Source organism: Pseudomonas sp. B21-031, assembly GCF_024748985.1.
Taxonomy (GTDB): domain Bacteria; phylum Pseudomonadota; class Gammaproteobacteria; order Pseudomonadales; family Pseudomonadaceae; genus Aquipseudomonas; species Aquipseudomonas kermanshahensis.
This window is the reverse complement of record NZ_CP087181.1, coordinates 1,436,765-1,453,077: the sequence shown is the minus strand read 5'-3', so window position 1 is coordinate 1,453,077 and position 16,313 is coordinate 1,436,765. Positions and strand designations below refer to the sequence as shown.

The window sequence follows — 16,313 nt, the reverse complement described above, 5'->3', positions numbered from 1 at the left end:
TTTTAATCAGGCCTCGGCCTCATCTTCTTCATTGACCCGGTCACGCAATTCCTTGCCCGGCTTGAAGTGCGGCACGAACTTGCCTTCCAGGCTGACCGACTGGCCAGTCTTGGGGTTGCGACCGACGCGGGGTGCGCGATAGTGCAGCGAGAAGCTGCCAAAACCGCGAATCTCGATGCGATCGCCCGTCGCTAGGCACTGCGACATCTGCTCAAGCATGGTCTTGATGGCCAACTCCACATCTTTCGAGGAGAGCAGCCCCTGATGGGTGACAATACGTTCGATCAGCTCCGACTTCGTCATATTTTTCCCTTCGTTATCAAGCAGCTAGATCATTGCTTAACCAGTTTGTAGCACGCTGGGAGGGATTTGAACAGGGCGGTTCTTGACTTAATAAAAAAATTCAAGATTGAAGTGAAAAGAAATTTGTCGCGGATTGGCTGGGATGCGCGTGGTTGAAGGGGTACGTCGTGAGTTTTGGGGTGACGCGTAGATCGAGCGCCGCCCGCGCGGCGCATCGCGAGCAACGCTCGCTCCTACGTTTGTTTCGGGCCAATTATTCCTGGGGCAAACGCGCGCGACCGCCTTGGTGCATGACTCGATATCAAGTCGAACAAACAAGGCGTTCGCGTGCGCCTGTCACAGTCGTTACTGGCCGAAAACAAACGTAGGAGCGAGCGTTGCTCGCGATGCGCCGCGCGGGCGGCGCTCGATCTACGCACCACCACACAACTCACGTCAAATGCCCGCCCCACGCCCCCGCAGACCCAGCCATTCAACTCATGGCATATACATGCTGACAATCTTCCATCGCCCAGCGCCACAGGTCGGCAACTACGCTGATTGGAAACACCATAGTTCACGGAAGAACACGATGCCCAAACCTCATGGCTGCATGCTTCGCCGCGCAAGATACTCTGAGCCAGGCAGGCTTTATATGTTGACCACGGTCACACACCAACGTCGGCCACTGTTTCAGGACTTTCATTTAGCGCGCATGATTATCCAGAACCTTCGCCATGCCGAAGAAAAAAACCACTGCCGGTCATTAGCCTGGGTTGTGATGCCTGACCATGTGCATTGGTTGCTTGAATTAGGGGAAGTGACGCTTAGTGCACTTATGCAACGCGTAAAGTGCCGGTCCAGTCATGCACTGCGCAAGGCAGGGATAAAGGTTTCACCGGTCTGGCAGGCGGGTTATCACGACCGGGCTTTGCGGCAAGATGAAGATGTTTTGAGGGTTGCCCGATACATCATAGCCAATCCGGTCAGGGCGGGATTGGTCGCCAGGATTGGCGATTATCCGCACTGGGATGCAGTGTGGGTTTGAGATCGAGCACCGCCCGCGCGGCGCATCGCGAGCAACGCTCGCTCCTACGTTTGTTTTGGGCCGCTCGATTTAGGCACCACCACAAAAATCACAGATAAAAAAAGGGCGACCCGAGGGTCGCCCTTTTTCTTACCGATCCAACAGAACTTAGTTCTGTTTGGCCATTGCTTCGCGCAGCAGCGCAGCCATGGTGGTGTCGGCAGCAGCTTCCGGAGCGTTTTTCAGGCTCTGGATAGCTTCGCGCTCTTCAGCGTCGTCTTTCGATTTGATCGACAGGCTGATAACGCGGGACTTACGGTCAACGCTGATGATCTTAGCTTCGATCTCTTCGCCTTCCTTCAGAACGTTACGCGCGTCTTCAACGCGGTCACGGCTGATTTCGGAAGCTTTCAGAGTGGCTTCGATGTCGTCGGCCAGGGTGACGATGGCGCCTTTGGCGTCAACTTCTTTCACGATGCCCTTGACGATAGCGCCCTTGTCATTGACAGCAACGAAGTTGGAGAACGGATCGTCTTCCAGCTGCTTGATGCCCAGGGAGATGCGCTCGCGCTCTGGGTCGACCGACAGGATGACGGTTTCCAGCTCGTCGCCCTTCTTGAAACGACGTACGGCTTCTTCGCCGGTTTCGTTCCAGGAGATGTCGGACAGGTGAACCAGGCCGTCGATGCCGCCGTCCAGACCAATGAAGATACCGAAGTCGGTGATCGACTTGATGGTACCGGTGATCTTGTCACCCTTGTTGAACTGGCCGGAGAAGTCTTCCCATGGGTTGGACTTGCACTGCTTGATGCCCAGGGAGATACGACGACGCTCTTCGTCGATGTCCAGAACCATAACTTCCACTTCGTCGCCAACCTGAACGACTTTCGACGGGTGGATGTTCTTGTTGGTCCAGTCCATTTCGGAAACGTGTACCAGACCTTCAACGCCTTCTTCCAGCTCAGCGAAGCAGCCGTAGTCGGTCAGGTTGGTAACGCGAGCTTGTACGCGAGTACCTTCTGGGTAGCGGGCAGTGATAGCAACCCACGGATCTTCGCCCATCTGCTTCAGACCCAGCGAAACGCGGTTGCGCTCACGGTCGAACTTCAGAACGCGAACGTCGACTTCGTCGCCAACGTTAACGATTTCGGAAGGATGCTTGATGCGCTTCCAGGCCATGTCGGTGATGTGCAGCAGGCCGTCGATACCGCCCAGGTCCACGAATGCGCCGTAGTCGGTGAGGTTCTTGACGATACCTTTGACTTGCTGGCCTTCCTGCAGGGTTTCCAGCAGGGCTTCGCGCTCGGCGGAGTTCTCGGCTTCCAGCACGCTGCGACGGGAAACGACAACGTTGTTGCGCTTCTGGTCGAGCTTGATGACCTTGAATTCCAGCTCTTTGCCTTCCAGGTGGGTGGTGTCGCGCACTGGGCGGACATCAACCAGGGAGCCCGGCAGGAACGCACGGATGCCGTTAACGTCGACAGTGAAGCCGCCCTTAACCTTACCGTTGATAACGCCCTTGACCACTTCTTCGGCGGCGAAAGCTGCTTCCAGAACAATCCAGCACTCGGCGCGCTTGGCTTTTTCACGGGACAGTTTGGTTTCGCCAAAGCCGTCTTCGACCGCGTCCAGCGCAACGTGAACTTCGTCACCGACCTTGATGGTCAGCTCGCCAGCTTCGTTGTAGAACTGCTCGAGCGGGATGACGCCCTCGGACTTCAGGCCAGCGTGTACGGTAACCCAGTCGCCGTCGATGTCGACAACGATACCGGTGATGATCGCACCCGGCTGAAGATTGAGGGTTTTCAGGCTTTCTTCAAAGAGTTCTGCAAAGCTTTCGCTCATTTTAATTCCTGTAGATTCGGGCGAAACAGACGCCCATCGCCACATTCCAGACAATGTGGGTTTCGTTATTTAAAGGAAAGCCGGCAGGACGTTGACTGGTGCACCTGCCTGCTCTCCTGGCTATCAGTGAAGGTCGCGAAGCGCGATCTCACTCCTGATACGTTGCAGCACCTGCTCGATGGACAACTCGGTAGAGTCCAACTGAATGGCATCGGCCGCTGGTTTCAGCGGGGCCACTGCACGTTGGGTGTCACGCTCATCACGTGCACGAATCTCATCCAGCAGACTCGACAGACTAACATCTTCGCCTTTGCCCTTCAACTGCAGGTAACGACGACGTGCCCGTTCCTCGGCGCTGGCGGTCAGGAAAATCTTCAAGGGCGCGTCCGGGAACACCACGGTACCCATGTCGCGACCATCGGCGATCAGGCCCGGAGCCTCGCGGAATGCACGCTGACGCAACAGCAACGCGTCCCGCACGGCAGGCAACGAGGCCACCATCGAGGCGCCTGCGCCGACGGTTTCGGTGCGGATGACACTGCTGACGTCTTCACCCTCGAGGATGATCTGTTGCAGCTTACCGGGCTCGGCTGCGATGAACTGCACATCCAGATGGGCGGCAAGCTGCTTGAGCAGCTCTTCGTTGGTCAGGTCGACGCCGTGATTGTTGGCATTGAAGGCCAGCAAACGGTACAGCGCGCCGGAGTCCAGCAGGCGCCAGCCCAGCTCGCGAGCCAGCAGACCGGCGACCGTGCCCTTGCCCGAGCCGCTTGGCCCGTCGATGGTGATGACTGTTGCTTGCGAATTCACGACTTGCCCTCTTCAGCCACGCGGATACCGACTTCGGCACACAGCGCCAGGAAGTTAGGGAACGAGGTGGCGACGTTGGCGCAGTCATGGATGCGAATCGGCGCAGTGGCACGCAGCGAGGCAACGCTGAAGGCCATGGCGATACGGTGGTCACCGTGGCCGTGCACTTCGCCGCCGCCGATCTGACCACCGTCGATGATGATGCCGTCGGGGGTCGGTTCGCACTTCACGCCCAGACTGATCAGGCCATCGGCCATGACCTGGATGCGGTCCGATTCCTTGACCCGCAGCTCTTCGGCGCCACGCAGCACCGTGCGCCCTTCTGCACAGGCCGCGGCAACGAACAGCACCGGGAACTCGTCAATGGCCAGCGGCACCAGGTTTTCGGGGATGTCGATACCCTTGAGCTGAGCACCGCGCACACGCAGGTCAGCCACCGGCTCGCCACCCACTTCACGCTGGTTTTCCAGGGTGATGTCGCCGCCCATCAGGCGCAGAATGTCGATCACGCCGGTACGGGTCGGGTTGATGCCGACATGCTCGAGCACCAGCTCCGAGCCTTGAGCGATCGAGGCCGCGACCAGGAAGAACGCCGCCGACGAAATATCGGCAGGCACTTCGATGCGGGTAGCCGTCAGCTTGCCGCCAGACTGCAGCGAAGCCACCGGGCCATTGGACTCAACCGCATAACCAAAGCCGCGCAGCATGCGCTCGGTGTGGTCACGGGTCGGTGCAGGTTCGGTGACCGTGGTCTTGCCTTCGGCATACAGACCGGCGAGCAGCAGGCACGATTTGACCTGGGCACTGGCCATCGGCAGCGTGTAGGTCAGCGCCTTGAGCTTGTTACCACCACGGATGGTCAGTGGCGGACGGCCTTCAGGGCCAGTCTCGACCACTGCGCCCATTTCGCGCAGCGGGTTGGCCACGCGGTTCATCGGGCGCTTGGACAGCGAGGCATCACCGGTCATGGTCACGTCGAACGGCTGACCGGCCAGCAGGCCAGAGAGCAGGCGCATCGAGGTGCCGGAGTTACCCACGTAGATCGGCCCAGGTGGCGGCTTGAGACCGTGCAGGCCGACGCCGTGGATGGTTACGCGCCCCTGGTTCGGGCCTTCGATGACCACCCCCATGTCGCGGAAGGCTTGCAAGGTCGCCAGCGCATCCTCACCTTCGAGGAACCCTTCGACCTCGGTCGTGCCTTCGGCCAGCGAGCCGAGCATGATCGAGCGGTGAGAAATCGACTTGTCGCCCGGTACGCGGATTCGCCCGGTCAGGCGGCCACCCGGTTGGGCCAGGAAAATCAGATCGTTGGCGTTCATAGCGTCCACATAGGCCCGGCGGGCCAGGATTTTACTGAAATGCTCGCGGGCAACGCGTGCGCGGGTGAATACACCCAGCAGCTGGTGCCCGTCCCCTGCATCGATCGCGTCGCGCAAGGCGTCGAGATCGCTGCGATATGTATCAAGCGTGCGCAGGACGGCTTCGCGGTTGGCGAGAAAGATGTCGTGCCACATGGTCGGGTCGCTGCCGGCGATTCTCGTGAAATCGCGGAAGCCTCCCGCAGCGTACCGGAAGATCTCGAGGTTTTCATTGCGCTTGGCCAGCGAATCGACCAGGCCGAAGGCCAGCAAGTGCGGCAGATGGCTGGTGGCGGCCAAGACTTCGTCATGGCGCTCGACCGGCATGTGCTCGACATCGGCATCCAATGCGCGCCACAGGCGGTCGACCGTGGCCAGGGCGGCGGGGTCGGTGTCCGGCAGCGGCGTGAGGATGACCTTGTGGCGACGGAACAGGGCGGCATTGGAGGCCTCTACCCCGCTCTGCTCGGAACCGGCAATCGGGTGGCCGGGGACGAAGCGCGACAGGCGCTCACCCAGGACTTCACGGGCGGCGCGCACCACATTGCCCTTGGCGCTGCCGACATCGGTGATGACGGCATCGCCAAGGTCGAGCTGTGCCAGGCGTGCCAGCAGCTTTTCCATGGCCAGGATCGGCACAGCCAGCTGGATGACATCGGCACCGACACAGGCGGCGGCGAGGTCTTCTTCACAGCGGTCGACCACACCCAGGGCCACGGCCTGCTTGCGCGAGGGGGCATCCAGGTCGACGCCGACCACTTCGCGGCACAGGCCGCTTTCGCGCAAGCCCTTAGCGAAGGAGCCGCCGATCAGGCCCAGGCCTACGACGACAAGGCGACCGATGAGCGGTACGGGTTTGGTTGTTACTGCATTTACCACGAGTGCGAACCCTGTTCAGAAATCAAGACAGTGTGTGGGCCGCCGGGGGCCGCTTTGCGCCCCATCGCAGGCAAGCCAGCTCCTACAGGTACAGCGCTAATCCTTGTAGGAGCTGGCTTGCCTGCGATGGGGCGCAAAGCGGCCCCGGCAAGCTCATTTACAGCACCGCCTTCGGATAAGACCCCAGCACCTTCAGCCCCACAGCCTCTTGGCTGATCGCCTCCAGCACTGCCTTGATCAACGGGTCGCGGTGATGGCCGACGAAGTCGATGAAGAAGACGTACGTCCACTTGCCACTGCGCGACGGGCGGGTCTCGATGCGGGTCAGGTCGATACCGTTCTCGTGGAACGGCACCAGCAGCTCGTGCAAAGCCCCTGGCTTGTTGCTCATCGACACGATGATCGAGGTCTTGTCGTCGCCAGTCGGCGGTACTTCCTGGTTACCGATCATCAGGAAGCGCGTCGAGTTGTCCGGACGGTCTTCGATCTTCTCGGCCAGACGGGTCAGGCCGTACAGGTTCGCCGCCATATCACCGGCGATCGCTGCCGAATTCCACTCACCCTTGACCCGCTTGGCCGCTTCGGCGTTGCTCGAAACTGCCACGCGCTCCACGTTCGGGTAGTGCGCATCCAGCCACTTACGGCACTGGGCCAGCGACTGGGCGTGGGAGTAGATGCGGGTGATGCTGTCGGTCTTGGTGCTCTCGCCCACCAGCAGGTGGTGGTGGATGCGCAGCTCGACTTCACCGCAGATCACCATGTCGTGCTCAAGGAAGCTGTCCAGCGTGTGGCTGACCGCGCCCTCGGTGGAGTTTTCCACCGGCACCACGCCGAAGTTGACGGCACCGGCCGCCACTTCGCGGAACACTTCGTCAATGGCCGCCATCGGGCGGCTGATCACGGCATGGCCGAAGTGCTTCATCGCCGCTGCCTGGGTGAAGGTACCTTCAGGGCCCAGGTAGGCGATTTTCAGCGGCTCTTCCAGGGCCAGGCAGGACGACATGATTTCGCGGAACAGCCGCGCCATCTCTTCGTTGCCCAGCGGCCCCTTGTTGCGCTCCATGACCCGCTTCAGTACCGCAGCCTCACGTTCGGGGCGGTAGAACACCGGCTTTTCGCCTTCGGCGAGCGAGGCGGTCTTGACCCGCGCCACTTCCTGGGCGCACCGGGCGCGCTCGCTGATCAGCTCGAGGATCTTCTCGTCGAGGCTGTCGATGCGCACGCGCAGCGCCTTGAGCTCGTGTTCGGACATCAGCCGTGCTCCTTCTCGAATTCAGCCATGTAGCCAACCAGCGCTTCAACCGCTTCCAGGCCCAGGGCGTTGTAGATCGAGGCACGCATGCCGCCGACCGAGCGATGACCCTTGAGGTTGAGCAGGCCACGGGCGTCGGCGCCGGCCAGGAAGGCCTTGTCCAGGCGCTCGTCGGCCAGGCGGAACGGCACGTTCATCCACGAACGGGCGTTGACGCTGATCGGGTTGGTGTAGAAGTCGCTGGCGTCGATGAAGCCGTACAGGCGGTCTTTCTTGGCGCGGTTGCGCTGCTCCATGGCCTCGACGCCACCCTGCTCTTTGAGCCACTCGAACACCAGGCCCGAGAGGTACCAGGAATAGGTGGCCGGGGTGTTGTACATCGAGCCGTTGTCGGCTGACACCTTGTAGTCGAGCATGGTCGGGCAGCTGCTGCGGGCGTGGCCCAGCAGGTCTTCGCGAACGATCACCACCACCAGGCCGCTCGGGCCGATGTTTTTCTGCGCGCCGGCGTAGATCAGGCCGTATTGCGAGACGTCGATCGGGCGAGAGAGGATATCGGACGACATGTCGACCACCAGCGGAACGTCACCGGTCTCTGGCACCCAGTCGAACTGCAGGCCACCGATGGTCTCGTTGGACGCATAGTGGACATAGGCAGCGTTCTTGGTCAGGTTCCAGTCGTTCTGGCCTGGGATGGCGAGGTAGTCGTAAGGCTTGGCGCTGGCAGCGACATTGATGTTGCCGAAACGGCGCCCTTCCTCGATGGCCTTCTTCGACCAGATACCGGTTTCGACGTAGTCGGCGGTACCGTTTTCCGGCAGCAGGTTCAGCGGGATCTCGGCGAACTGCTGGCTGGCACCGCCCTGCAGGAACAGGACCTTGTAGTTGGAGGGGACGGACAGCAGGTCGCGCAGGTCCTGCTCGGCCTTCTCGGCGATGGCCACGTAATCGTCGCTGCGATGGCTCATTTCCATCACCGACAAGCCCTTGCCACGCCAGTCCAGCATTTCGGCCTGGGCGCGCTGCAGGACAGCGTCAGGAAGCGCAGCAGGGCCTGCGCAGAAGTTAAAGGCTCGTTTGCTCACATCCACTCTCGCTCTGCCAAAATAGAACAAATCGTAACTTGCAGGCCCGTACCCCCCTACGGGGACAGGCTGGCTGTAATGGGGCTGCCGTGCAGCCCATCGCCGGAAAGCCAGCTCCCACAGGCATGTCGAAAAGCTCACGACATGCGCTTTACTTGTGGGAGCCGGCTTGCCGGCGATGGCCCGCATAGCGGCCCCATTGACTGCCTCTAATCAGTCAAACGGGGCGACCTTGGTCGCCCCGCTCGGGTTGTTGCGCTTGCTTACTCTTGCGGTGCCTCTTCGGCGCCCGCGCTGTCGTCATCGACAGCCTCCGGCGCTTCGCCTTGCGCATCCACCTCGACCAGTTCGTCGAGCTCTTCTTCGGAAGGCTCCTGGATCCGCTCCAGGCCCACCAGCGTTTCGTCAGCTGCCAGCTTGATCAGCGTCACACCCTGGGTGTTACGGCTCAGGCTGGACACTTCGCCAACCCGCGTGCGCACCAAGGTGCCCTGGTCGGAGATGAGCATGATCTCTTCGCCTTCCTGAACCTGGATAGCGCCGATCAACAGACCGTTGCGCCCCTTGGTACCCATGGCGATCACGCCCTGGCCACCACGGCCGCGACGCGGGAACTTGGACAGCGGGGTACGCTTGCCGTAACCACGCTCGGACGCGGTGAGGATCTGCGCACCAGACTCAGGGATCAGCATCGAAATGATCTGCTGCCCTTTGCCCAGCTTCATGCCGCGCACACCACGGGCGGTACGGCCCATTTCGCGCACCACACTCTCAGCGAAGCGGATCACCTTGCCGGCGTCGGAGAACATCATGACTTCCTTGGCACCGTCGGTGATGGCCGCGGCAATCAAGGTGTCGCCTTCTTTCAGCTTCAGGGCGATCAGGCCGCTGGTGCGTGGGCGGGCAAACTGGGCCAGCGGGGTCTTCTTGACGGTACCGGACGCGGTGGCCATGAAGATATAGGCACCGGTCGGCTCAGCAGACCATTCCGGGGTGTCGCCGTCTTCTTCGTCGACTTCCTCGGCTTCTACCAGCTCACCTTCGAGCACGGTGTCATCGGTCTCTTCCAGCTCTTCGTCCAGGTCGGCGCTTTGTTGCAAGGCCTCGAGGTCGATTTGCAGCATCGCAGTGATGCGCTCACCCTCTTCCAGCGGCAGCAGGTTGACCAGCGGACGGCCACGGGCAGCACGGGACGCTTCAGGGATCTCGTAGGTCTTCTTCCAGTACACCTTGCCCTTGCTGGAGAACAGCAACAGGGTGGCGTGGCTGTTGGCGACCAACAGGTGCTCGATGTAGTCCTCGTCCTTCACGCCGGTCGCCGACTTGCCCTTGCCGCCACGGCGCTGGGCCTGGTAGGCGGACAGTGGCTGGGTCTTGGCATAGCCACCGTGGGAGATGGTCACCACGCGCTCTTCTTCCGGGATCATGTCGCCGTAGTTGAGGTCGTGGCTGGCGTTGAGGATCTCGGTGCGGCGCGCATCGCCGTATTCGGCGCGGATGGCTTCGAGCTCTTCGCGGATCACTTCCATCAGGCGCTCGGCGCTGCTGAGGATGCGGATCAGTTCGCCGATCTGCTCGAGGATTTCCTGGTACTCGGCCAGCAGCTTCTCGTGCTCCAGGCCGGTCAGGCGGTGCAGACGCAGGTCAAGAATTGCCTGGGCCTGTTCCGGCGACAGGTAGTACTTGCCCTCGCGCAGGCCGAACTGCTCCGGGAGGTCTTCAGGGCGGCAGGAATCGGCGCCGGCGCGCTCGACCATGACCTGCACGGCGCTGGATTCCCAGGCAGTGGAAATCAACGCTTCCTTGGCTTCCGACGGCGTCGGCGAGGCCTTGATCAGAGCGATGACCGGGTCGATGTTGGACAGCGCGACCGCTTGGCCTTCAAGGATGTGGCCACGCTCACGGGCCTTGCGCAGCTCGAACACGGTACGGCGCGTCACCACTTCACGGCGGTGGCGGACGAACGCTTCGAGCAGGTCCTTGAGGTTGAGCAGACGCGGGCGGCCGTCGATCAGGGCCACGACGTTGATGCCGAACACGCTCTGCAGCTGGGTCTGCTGGTAGAGGTTGTTGAGCACCACCTCCGGCACCTCGCCGCGACGCAGCTCGATGACGATGCGCATGCCGTCCTTGTCGGACTCGTCACGCAGCTCGGTAATGCCTTCGATCTTCTTCTCTTTGACCAGCTCGGCGATCTTCTCGATCAGACGCGCCTTGTTCAGCTGGTACGGCAGCTCGGTGACGACGATCTGCTGGCGGCCACCGACCTTGTCGATGTCTTCGACTTCGGAACGGGCACGCATGTAGATGCGGCCACGGCCGGTGCGGTAGGCCTCGATGATGCCCTGGCGGCCATTGATGATGCCGGCAGTCGGGAAGTCTGGGCCCGGGATGAACTGCATCAGCTCATCGATGGTGACATCCGGGTTGTCGATCAACGCCAGGCAGCCGTCGATGACCTCGCCGAGGTTGTGCGGCGGGATGTTGGTCGCCATGCCCACGGCGATACCGCTGGAACCGTTGACCAGCAGGTTGGGAATACGGGTCGGCATGACTGCCGGGATCTGCTCGGTGCCGTCGTAGTTGGGCACCCAGTCGACGGTTTCTTTGTGCAGGTCGGCCAGCAGCTCGTGCGCCAGCTTGGCCATGCGCACTTCGGTGTATCGCATGGCCGCGGCGTTGTCGCCGTCGACCGAACCGAAGTTGCCCTGGCCGTCGACCAGCAGGTAACGCAGCGAGAACGGCTGGGCCATACGCACGATGGTGTCGTAGACCGCAGTGTCGCCGTGCGGGTGGTACTTACCGATCACGTCACCGACCACACGGGCGGACTTCTTGTACGGTTTGTTCCAGTCGTTGCCCAGTTCGCTCATCGCAAAGAGAACGCGACGATGCACGGGCTTCAAGCCGTCACGCGCATCGGGCAGCGCTCGCCCGACAATCACGCTCATCGCGTAGTCGAGGTAAGACTGTCTCAGTTCGTCTTCGATATTGACCGGGAGGATTTCTTTGGCCAGTTCGCCCATGAGAAGCCTGATTCCTTTTTCTGGTGAAACTTCGCAGCGCCATCAAGGGCCGAACGAAGCTCGCCGTCGCGACGCGCAGTGCTGCGACGACTTACGACAAATCAATGAGTTGTGCCATGGATCTGCGCAAATTTGGCCGCCGTGATGGGCGGTCTTGGAAACTGCCGGATGTTATCACAAAGGCAGTGCGGGTGGGGAGATGTGGCAGGCTCTGACACTACAGGTTATGCAAGGTCCATGTGGGAGCAGCCTTGCGCTGCGAAGAGGCCGATGCAAACAGCAGAAATAGCCGGCGCCGGTACTGGCCTCTTCGCAGCACAAGGCTGCTCCTACAGAGAATTGTGCAGCCACACCCCTCAGTGCAAACGCTTGCGGCACATCAACTGCGCCAGCTTGGCGGTATCCGGGCGTTCGACGATGCCCTTCTCGGTCACGATCACGTCGATCAGGTCGGCCGGGGTCACGTCGAACACCGGGTTGAACACCTCCACCTGCGGCGCCACGCGGGTGCCGGCGTAATCCAGCAGCTCGTCTGCATCGCGCTCCTCAAGCGGGATGTCCTCGCCGGTGGCCAGGTTCAGGTCGATGCTGGTGCTCGGCGCCACCACCATGAAGCGCACGCCGTGGTGCATGGCACTGACCGCGAGCTGGTAGGTGCCGATCTTGCTGGCCACGTCACCATTGGCCGCAATGCAGTCGGCACCGACCACGACCCAGGTGATGCCCTTGCTCTTCATCAGGTGGGCCAGGGCCGAATCGGCGCACAACGTCACCGGAATGCCCTCGTTGGCCAACTCCCAGGCGGTCAGGCGCGAGCCTTGCAGCCAGGGGCGGGTTTCGCCGGCATACACCCGCTCGACCATGCCCTCCAGATAACCCGCGCGGATCACCCCCAGCGCGGTGCCAAAACCGCCACTGGCCAGGGCGCCGGCATTGCCATAGGTGAGCAGGGTCTGGGCGTTGCCCTGATGACGGCGAATCAGTTCGATGCCGTACTGGGCCATGGTCAGGTTGGCTTCACGGTCGCTTTCATGAATCGCTACCGCCTCAGCTTCCAGCGCCGCCAGCACGTCTTCTTCCGGGCGCAAGCGCTGCAGGCGCTCGCGCATGCGGTTCAGCGCCCAGAACAGGTTGGCGGCGGTGGGGCGCGCCTCCGCCAGGCTGAGGAAGTCTTCTTCCAGGTCCAGCTCCCAGTCGCCACCCTCGGCCAGGCGCTCTTCCAGGGCGAGGACCAGGCCGTAGGCCGCGGCAATGCCGATGGCCGACGCACCGCGCACGGCCATGTCACGGATCGCGTCCACCACCTGCGCGACATTGTCGCAGGCCAGCCAGACCTCCTGCGCGGGCAGCAGGCGCTGGTCGAGCAGATGCAGAACGCCGCCTTGCCAGCGGATCGCGGTCACCTTCTCCGCCGCCAAAAGTCGCTCGCGCATCGCCTCTCCCCGTCGTTCGGATATCAAAAGCCGGCGATTATAGCGACCCTCGGGCTTGAGCGCTCGGGTATACTCCGGCCCAATTTAGCGAAGTTTCAGAGGACTCTTAAATGAGCAACGTCGACCACGCCGAAATTGCCAAGTTCGAAGCCTTGGCCCACCGCTGGTGGGACCGTGAAAGCGAGTTCAAGCCGCTGCATGAAATCAACCCGTTGCGCGTCAACTGGATCGACGAGCGGGTCGGCCTGGCTGGCAAGAAAGTGCTGGACGTGGGCTGCGGCGGCGGCATTCTCAGCGAATCCATGGCCCTGCGTGGCGCCTCGGTAACCGGCATCGACATGGGCGAGGCCCCGCTGGCGGTGGCCCAGTTGCACCAACTGGAGTCCGGCGTCGAGGTTGAATACCGGCAGATCACCGCCGAAGCACTGGCCGAAGAGATGCCTGGGCAGTTCGACGTGGTCACCTGCCTGGAAATGCTCGAGCACGTCCCCGACCCTTCGTCGGTGATTCGCGCCTGCTACCGCATGGTCAAGCCTGGCGGCCAGGTGTTCTTCTCCACCATCAACCGCAACCCGAAGGCCTACCTGCTGGCCATCGTCGGCGCCGAGTACATCCTGAAGATGCTGCCGCGCGGCACCCACGACTTCAAGAAGTTCATCCGCCCGTCCGAGCTGGGTGCCTGGAGCCGTGTTGCCGGCCTTGAAGTCAAGGACATCATCGGCCTGACCTACAACCCGTTGACCAAGCACTACAAGCTTTGCAACGACGTGGACGTCAACTACATGATCCAGACCCTGCGCGAGGAATGAGCATGCGTTTGCGAGCAGTACTCTTCGACATGGACGGCACCCTGCTCGACACGGCGCCGGACTTCATCGCCATCTGCCAGGCCATGCTCGCCGAGCGCGGCTTGCCGGCCGTGGACGACAACCTGATTCGCGGGGTGATTTCCGGCGGTGCCCGTGCCATGGTCGCCACCACCTTCGCCATGGACCCGGAGGCTGAAGGCTTCGAGGCCTTGCGCCTGGAGTTTCTCGAGCGCTACCAGCGCGACTGTGCGGTGCACAGCAAGCTGTTCGACGGCATGGCCGAGCTGTTGGCCGACATCGAGAAAGGCAACCTGCTGTGGGGGGTGGTCACCAACAAGCCGGTACGTTTTGCCGAGCCGATCATGCAGCGCCTGGGCCTGGCCGAGCGCTCGGCGCTGCTGATCTGCCCGGACCACGTGAAAAACAGCAAGCCCGACCCCGAGCCGCTGATCCTGGCCTGCAAAACCTTGAACCTGGACCCGGCCAGCGTGCTGTTCGTCGGCGACGACCTGCGCGACATCGAGTCTGGCCGCGATGCCGGCACCCGCACGGCGGCGGTGCGCTACGGCTATATTCATCCAGAGGACAACCCGAACAACTGGGGTGCCGACGTGGTGGTGGACCACCCGCTGGAACTGCGCAAGGTGATCGACAGCGCGCTGTGCGGCTGCTGAGCCTCACTCCAAGCCCCTACCTTGTCCCTGTGGGAGCGGGTTTACCCGCGAAAGGGCCGGACCAGGCAGCTTGATTGCCTGACCTGACGCATTCGCGGGTAAACCCGCTCCCACAGGGTAAGGTGCCGCGCCAACGAACTCGAAGGACCACACAATGTTCGACTACACCGCCCGCCCCGACCTGCTGCAAGGCCGGGTCATCCTGGTCACCGGTGCCGGCCGCGGTATCGGTGCCGCTGCTGCCAAGGCTTACGCCGCGCTCGGTGCCACCGTGCTGCTGCTGGGCAAGACCGAGGCCAACCTCAACGAGGTCTACGACCAGATCGAGGCCGCCGGGCACCCACAACCGGTGGTAATCCCGTTCAACCTGGAAACCGCCCTGCCCCACCAGTACGACGAGCTGGCCGTCATGATCGAAGACCAGTTCGGGCGCCTGGATGGCCTGCTCAACAACGCCTCGATCATCGGCCCGCGCACGCCACTGGAGCAATTGTCGGGTGACAACTTCATGCGCGTGATGCACATCAACGTCGATGCCACCTTCATGCTCACCAGCACCCTGCTGCCGCTGCTCAAGCTGTCGGAGGACGCCTCGGTGGTGTTCACCTCCAGCAGCGTCGGGCGCAAAGGCCGGGCCTACTGGGGCGCCTACGGGGTGTCGAAGTTCGCCACCGAAGGCCTGATGCAGACCTTGGCCGACGAACTGGAAGGGGTTGCGCCGGTGCGCTCCAACAGCATCAACCCGGGCGCCACGCGCACGGCGATGCGGGCCCAGGCTTACCCGAGCGAGAACCCGCAGAACAACCCGCTGCCTGAAGAGATCATGCCGGTGTACCTGTACCTGATGGGGCCAGACAGCACTGGGGTGAATGGGCAGGCGTTCAACGCCCAGTGATTTTGGGTGGCCTGTACTGGCCCTATCGCCGGCAAGCCGGCTCCCACAGGGGTATCATTGCCTTCTGGCTTGGTGAAATTCTGTGGGAGCCGGCTTGCCGGCGATAGGGCCAGCACAGTAGACCATCAACCCGCCGCCAACGCCGGCCGCACCCGCCCCTGCTGACGCCCTTCCAGCTGCATGCAGCGCTCCAGGAACAGGTACATGCAGTCGTAACTCTTGCAGATCGCCCGGCGCAATTCGGTACGCAACCCCAGCGTCGGGTTCTCCCCCGCCAAGGTACAGATGATTTCCAGCGCCTCCCACGGGTGCGCATCGTCGTACTGCGCATGCATCTTCAGCCACTTCATGGCGCGCTTGCGCTGCTCCTCCGGGAAACCTTGGGCATAGGTGTCATTGGCGCACACCACCGCCGACCATTCCCCCGTCGCGCCTTCGATGGCGTAGTTGGTCGCTGCCATGGAAATCGCCAGGTTTTCAGTAGCACACACCCGCCAGCACCAGTCATTGAGCCCATTCAACTCGGGCGGCACCTCCTGCGCCTGCAGGTCATGCAGGTGAACGCCATGGGCATGGCACCAGTGCAGCCAGTAGTCGGCATGGTTGAGCTCGACGCGGATGTTGCGCATCAACCAGCGCCGCGCCATGTCTTCGCCGGGGTGGCGGCCATAGCGGGTCTTGGTCAGGTTATGAGCCATGTACAGGGAGAACTGCTCGACCACGGGCCAGCCGCCGATCAGGTACTGGCGGATGGTCGAAGGCTTCAGCTGGCCATCACGCAAGCGCTGGTAAAACTCATGCTCGACCACCCGGCGCTTGCTTTCGCGGCACTCTTCAATCAGTTGCTGGGCCCATTGAGGGTAACTGGCGGGGTCCATCAATGGCCCGATACGAACGAATGCATCAATCACTTTCAGCTCCTTGTTCCTTGTGATTTT

At 62.1% G+C, this 16,313-nt stretch carries 13 protein-coding genes; 4 read left to right on the top strand and 9 right to left on the bottom strand.

Features of this window, described 5'->3' with window-relative positions:
* Nucleotides 1–6: 6 nt before the first annotated feature.
* Complete coding sequence (gene ihfB, locus LOY53_RS06590; RefSeq protein WP_003252675.1) at nucleotides 7–303, bottom strand: integration host factor subunit beta; 297 nt, start codon at nucleotides 301–303, stop codon at nucleotides 7–9.
* A 571-nt stretch (nucleotides 304–874) separates the two neighbouring features.
* On the opposite strand from ihfB, the gene LOY53_RS06585 reads away from it, so the two are divergent.
* Nucleotides 875–1,330: an REP-associated tyrosine transposase gene (locus LOY53_RS06585; protein ID WP_258704157.1), complete on the top strand. Its 456-nt coding sequence runs from the start codon at nucleotides 875–877 to the stop codon at nucleotides 1,328–1,330.
* 147 nt (nucleotides 1,331–1,477) lie between these two features.
* Here the strand turns inward: LOY53_RS06585 and rpsA are convergent, their stop codons facing one another.
* The 7 genes from rpsA to mtnA form a co-directional block, all read right to left on the bottom strand.
* Nucleotides 1,478–3,154: a 30S ribosomal protein S1 gene (gene rpsA / locus LOY53_RS06580; protein ID WP_003252673.1), complete on the bottom strand. Its 1,677-nt coding sequence runs from the start codon at nucleotides 3,152–3,154 to the stop codon at nucleotides 1,478–1,480.
* A 123-nt stretch (nucleotides 3,155–3,277) separates the two neighbouring features.
* The gene (gene cmk / locus LOY53_RS06575) at nucleotides 3,278–3,964 is read right to left on the bottom strand and encodes a (d)CMP kinase (RefSeq protein WP_027595952.1); all 687 of its coding nucleotides are present in this window, start codon (nucleotides 3,962–3,964) and stop codon (nucleotides 3,278–3,280) included.
* Nucleotides 3,961–6,201 carry a bifunctional prephenate dehydrogenase/3-phosphoshikimate 1-carboxyvinyltransferase gene (locus LOY53_RS06570; RefSeq protein WP_252827014.1) on the bottom strand — a complete coding sequence of 747 codons (2,241 nt, stop codon included), beginning with the start codon at nucleotides 6,199–6,201 and terminating at the stop codon, nucleotides 3,961–3,963. Before LOY53_RS06570 ends, cmk begins: the two co-directional genes overlap by 4 nt.
* A 157-nt stretch (nucleotides 6,202–6,358) precedes the next feature.
* Nucleotides 6,359–7,453, bottom strand: a complete 1,095-nt coding sequence (gene pheA, locus LOY53_RS06565; protein WP_027595950.1) for a prephenate dehydratase — start codon at nucleotides 7,451–7,453, stop codon at nucleotides 6,359–6,361.
* A complete protein-coding gene (gene serC / locus LOY53_RS06560) occupies nucleotides 7,453–8,538 on the bottom strand; it encodes a 3-phosphoserine/phosphohydroxythreonine transaminase (RefSeq protein ID WP_027595949.1) in 1,086 nt (361 codons plus the stop codon). Before serC ends, pheA begins: the two co-directional genes overlap by 1 nt.
* Nucleotides 8,539–8,801: 263 nt before the next feature.
* Entirely contained in the window at nucleotides 8,802–11,564 is a 2,763-nt protein-coding gene (gyrA, locus tag LOY53_RS06555; protein ID WP_258703731.1) for a DNA gyrase subunit A, read from the bottom strand.
* A gap of 356 nt (nucleotides 11,565–11,920) precedes the next feature.
* A complete protein-coding gene (gene mtnA / locus LOY53_RS06550) occupies nucleotides 11,921–12,997 on the bottom strand; it encodes an S-methyl-5-thioribose-1-phosphate isomerase (protein ID WP_252827013.1) in 1,077 nt (358 codons plus the stop codon).
* A 110-nt stretch (nucleotides 12,998–13,107) separates the two neighbouring features.
* On the opposite strand from mtnA, the gene ubiG reads away from it, so the two are divergent.
* From ubiG to LOY53_RS06535, 3 genes are all read left to right on the top strand, one after another.
* A complete protein-coding gene (ubiG, locus tag LOY53_RS06545; protein ID WP_027595946.1) occupies nucleotides 13,108–13,806 on the top strand; it encodes a bifunctional 2-polyprenyl-6-hydroxyphenol methylase/3-demethylubiquinol 3-O-methyltransferase UbiG in 699 nt (232 codons plus the stop codon).
* Nucleotides 13,807–13,808: 2 nt separating this feature from the next.
* Nucleotides 13,809–14,480 (top strand): N-acetylmuramic acid 6-phosphate phosphatase MupP, encoded by a 672-nt coding sequence (mupP, locus tag LOY53_RS06540; protein ID WP_027595945.1) that lies wholly within the window; start codon nucleotides 13,809–13,811, stop codon nucleotides 14,478–14,480.
* Nucleotides 14,481–14,634: 154 nt separating this feature from the next.
* A complete protein-coding gene (locus tag LOY53_RS06535; RefSeq protein ID WP_027595944.1) occupies nucleotides 14,635–15,375 on the top strand; it encodes a YciK family oxidoreductase in 741 nt (246 codons plus the stop codon).
* Between the two features lie 125 nt (nucleotides 15,376–15,500).
* On the opposite strand, the gene LOY53_RS06530 is transcribed toward LOY53_RS06535, so the two are convergent.
* Nucleotides 15,501–16,286: a TenA family transcriptional regulator gene (locus LOY53_RS06530; RefSeq protein WP_099453217.1), complete on the bottom strand. Its 786-nt coding sequence runs from the start codon at nucleotides 16,284–16,286 to the stop codon at nucleotides 15,501–15,503.
* Between the last annotated feature and the right edge of the window lie 27 nt (nucleotides 16,287–16,313).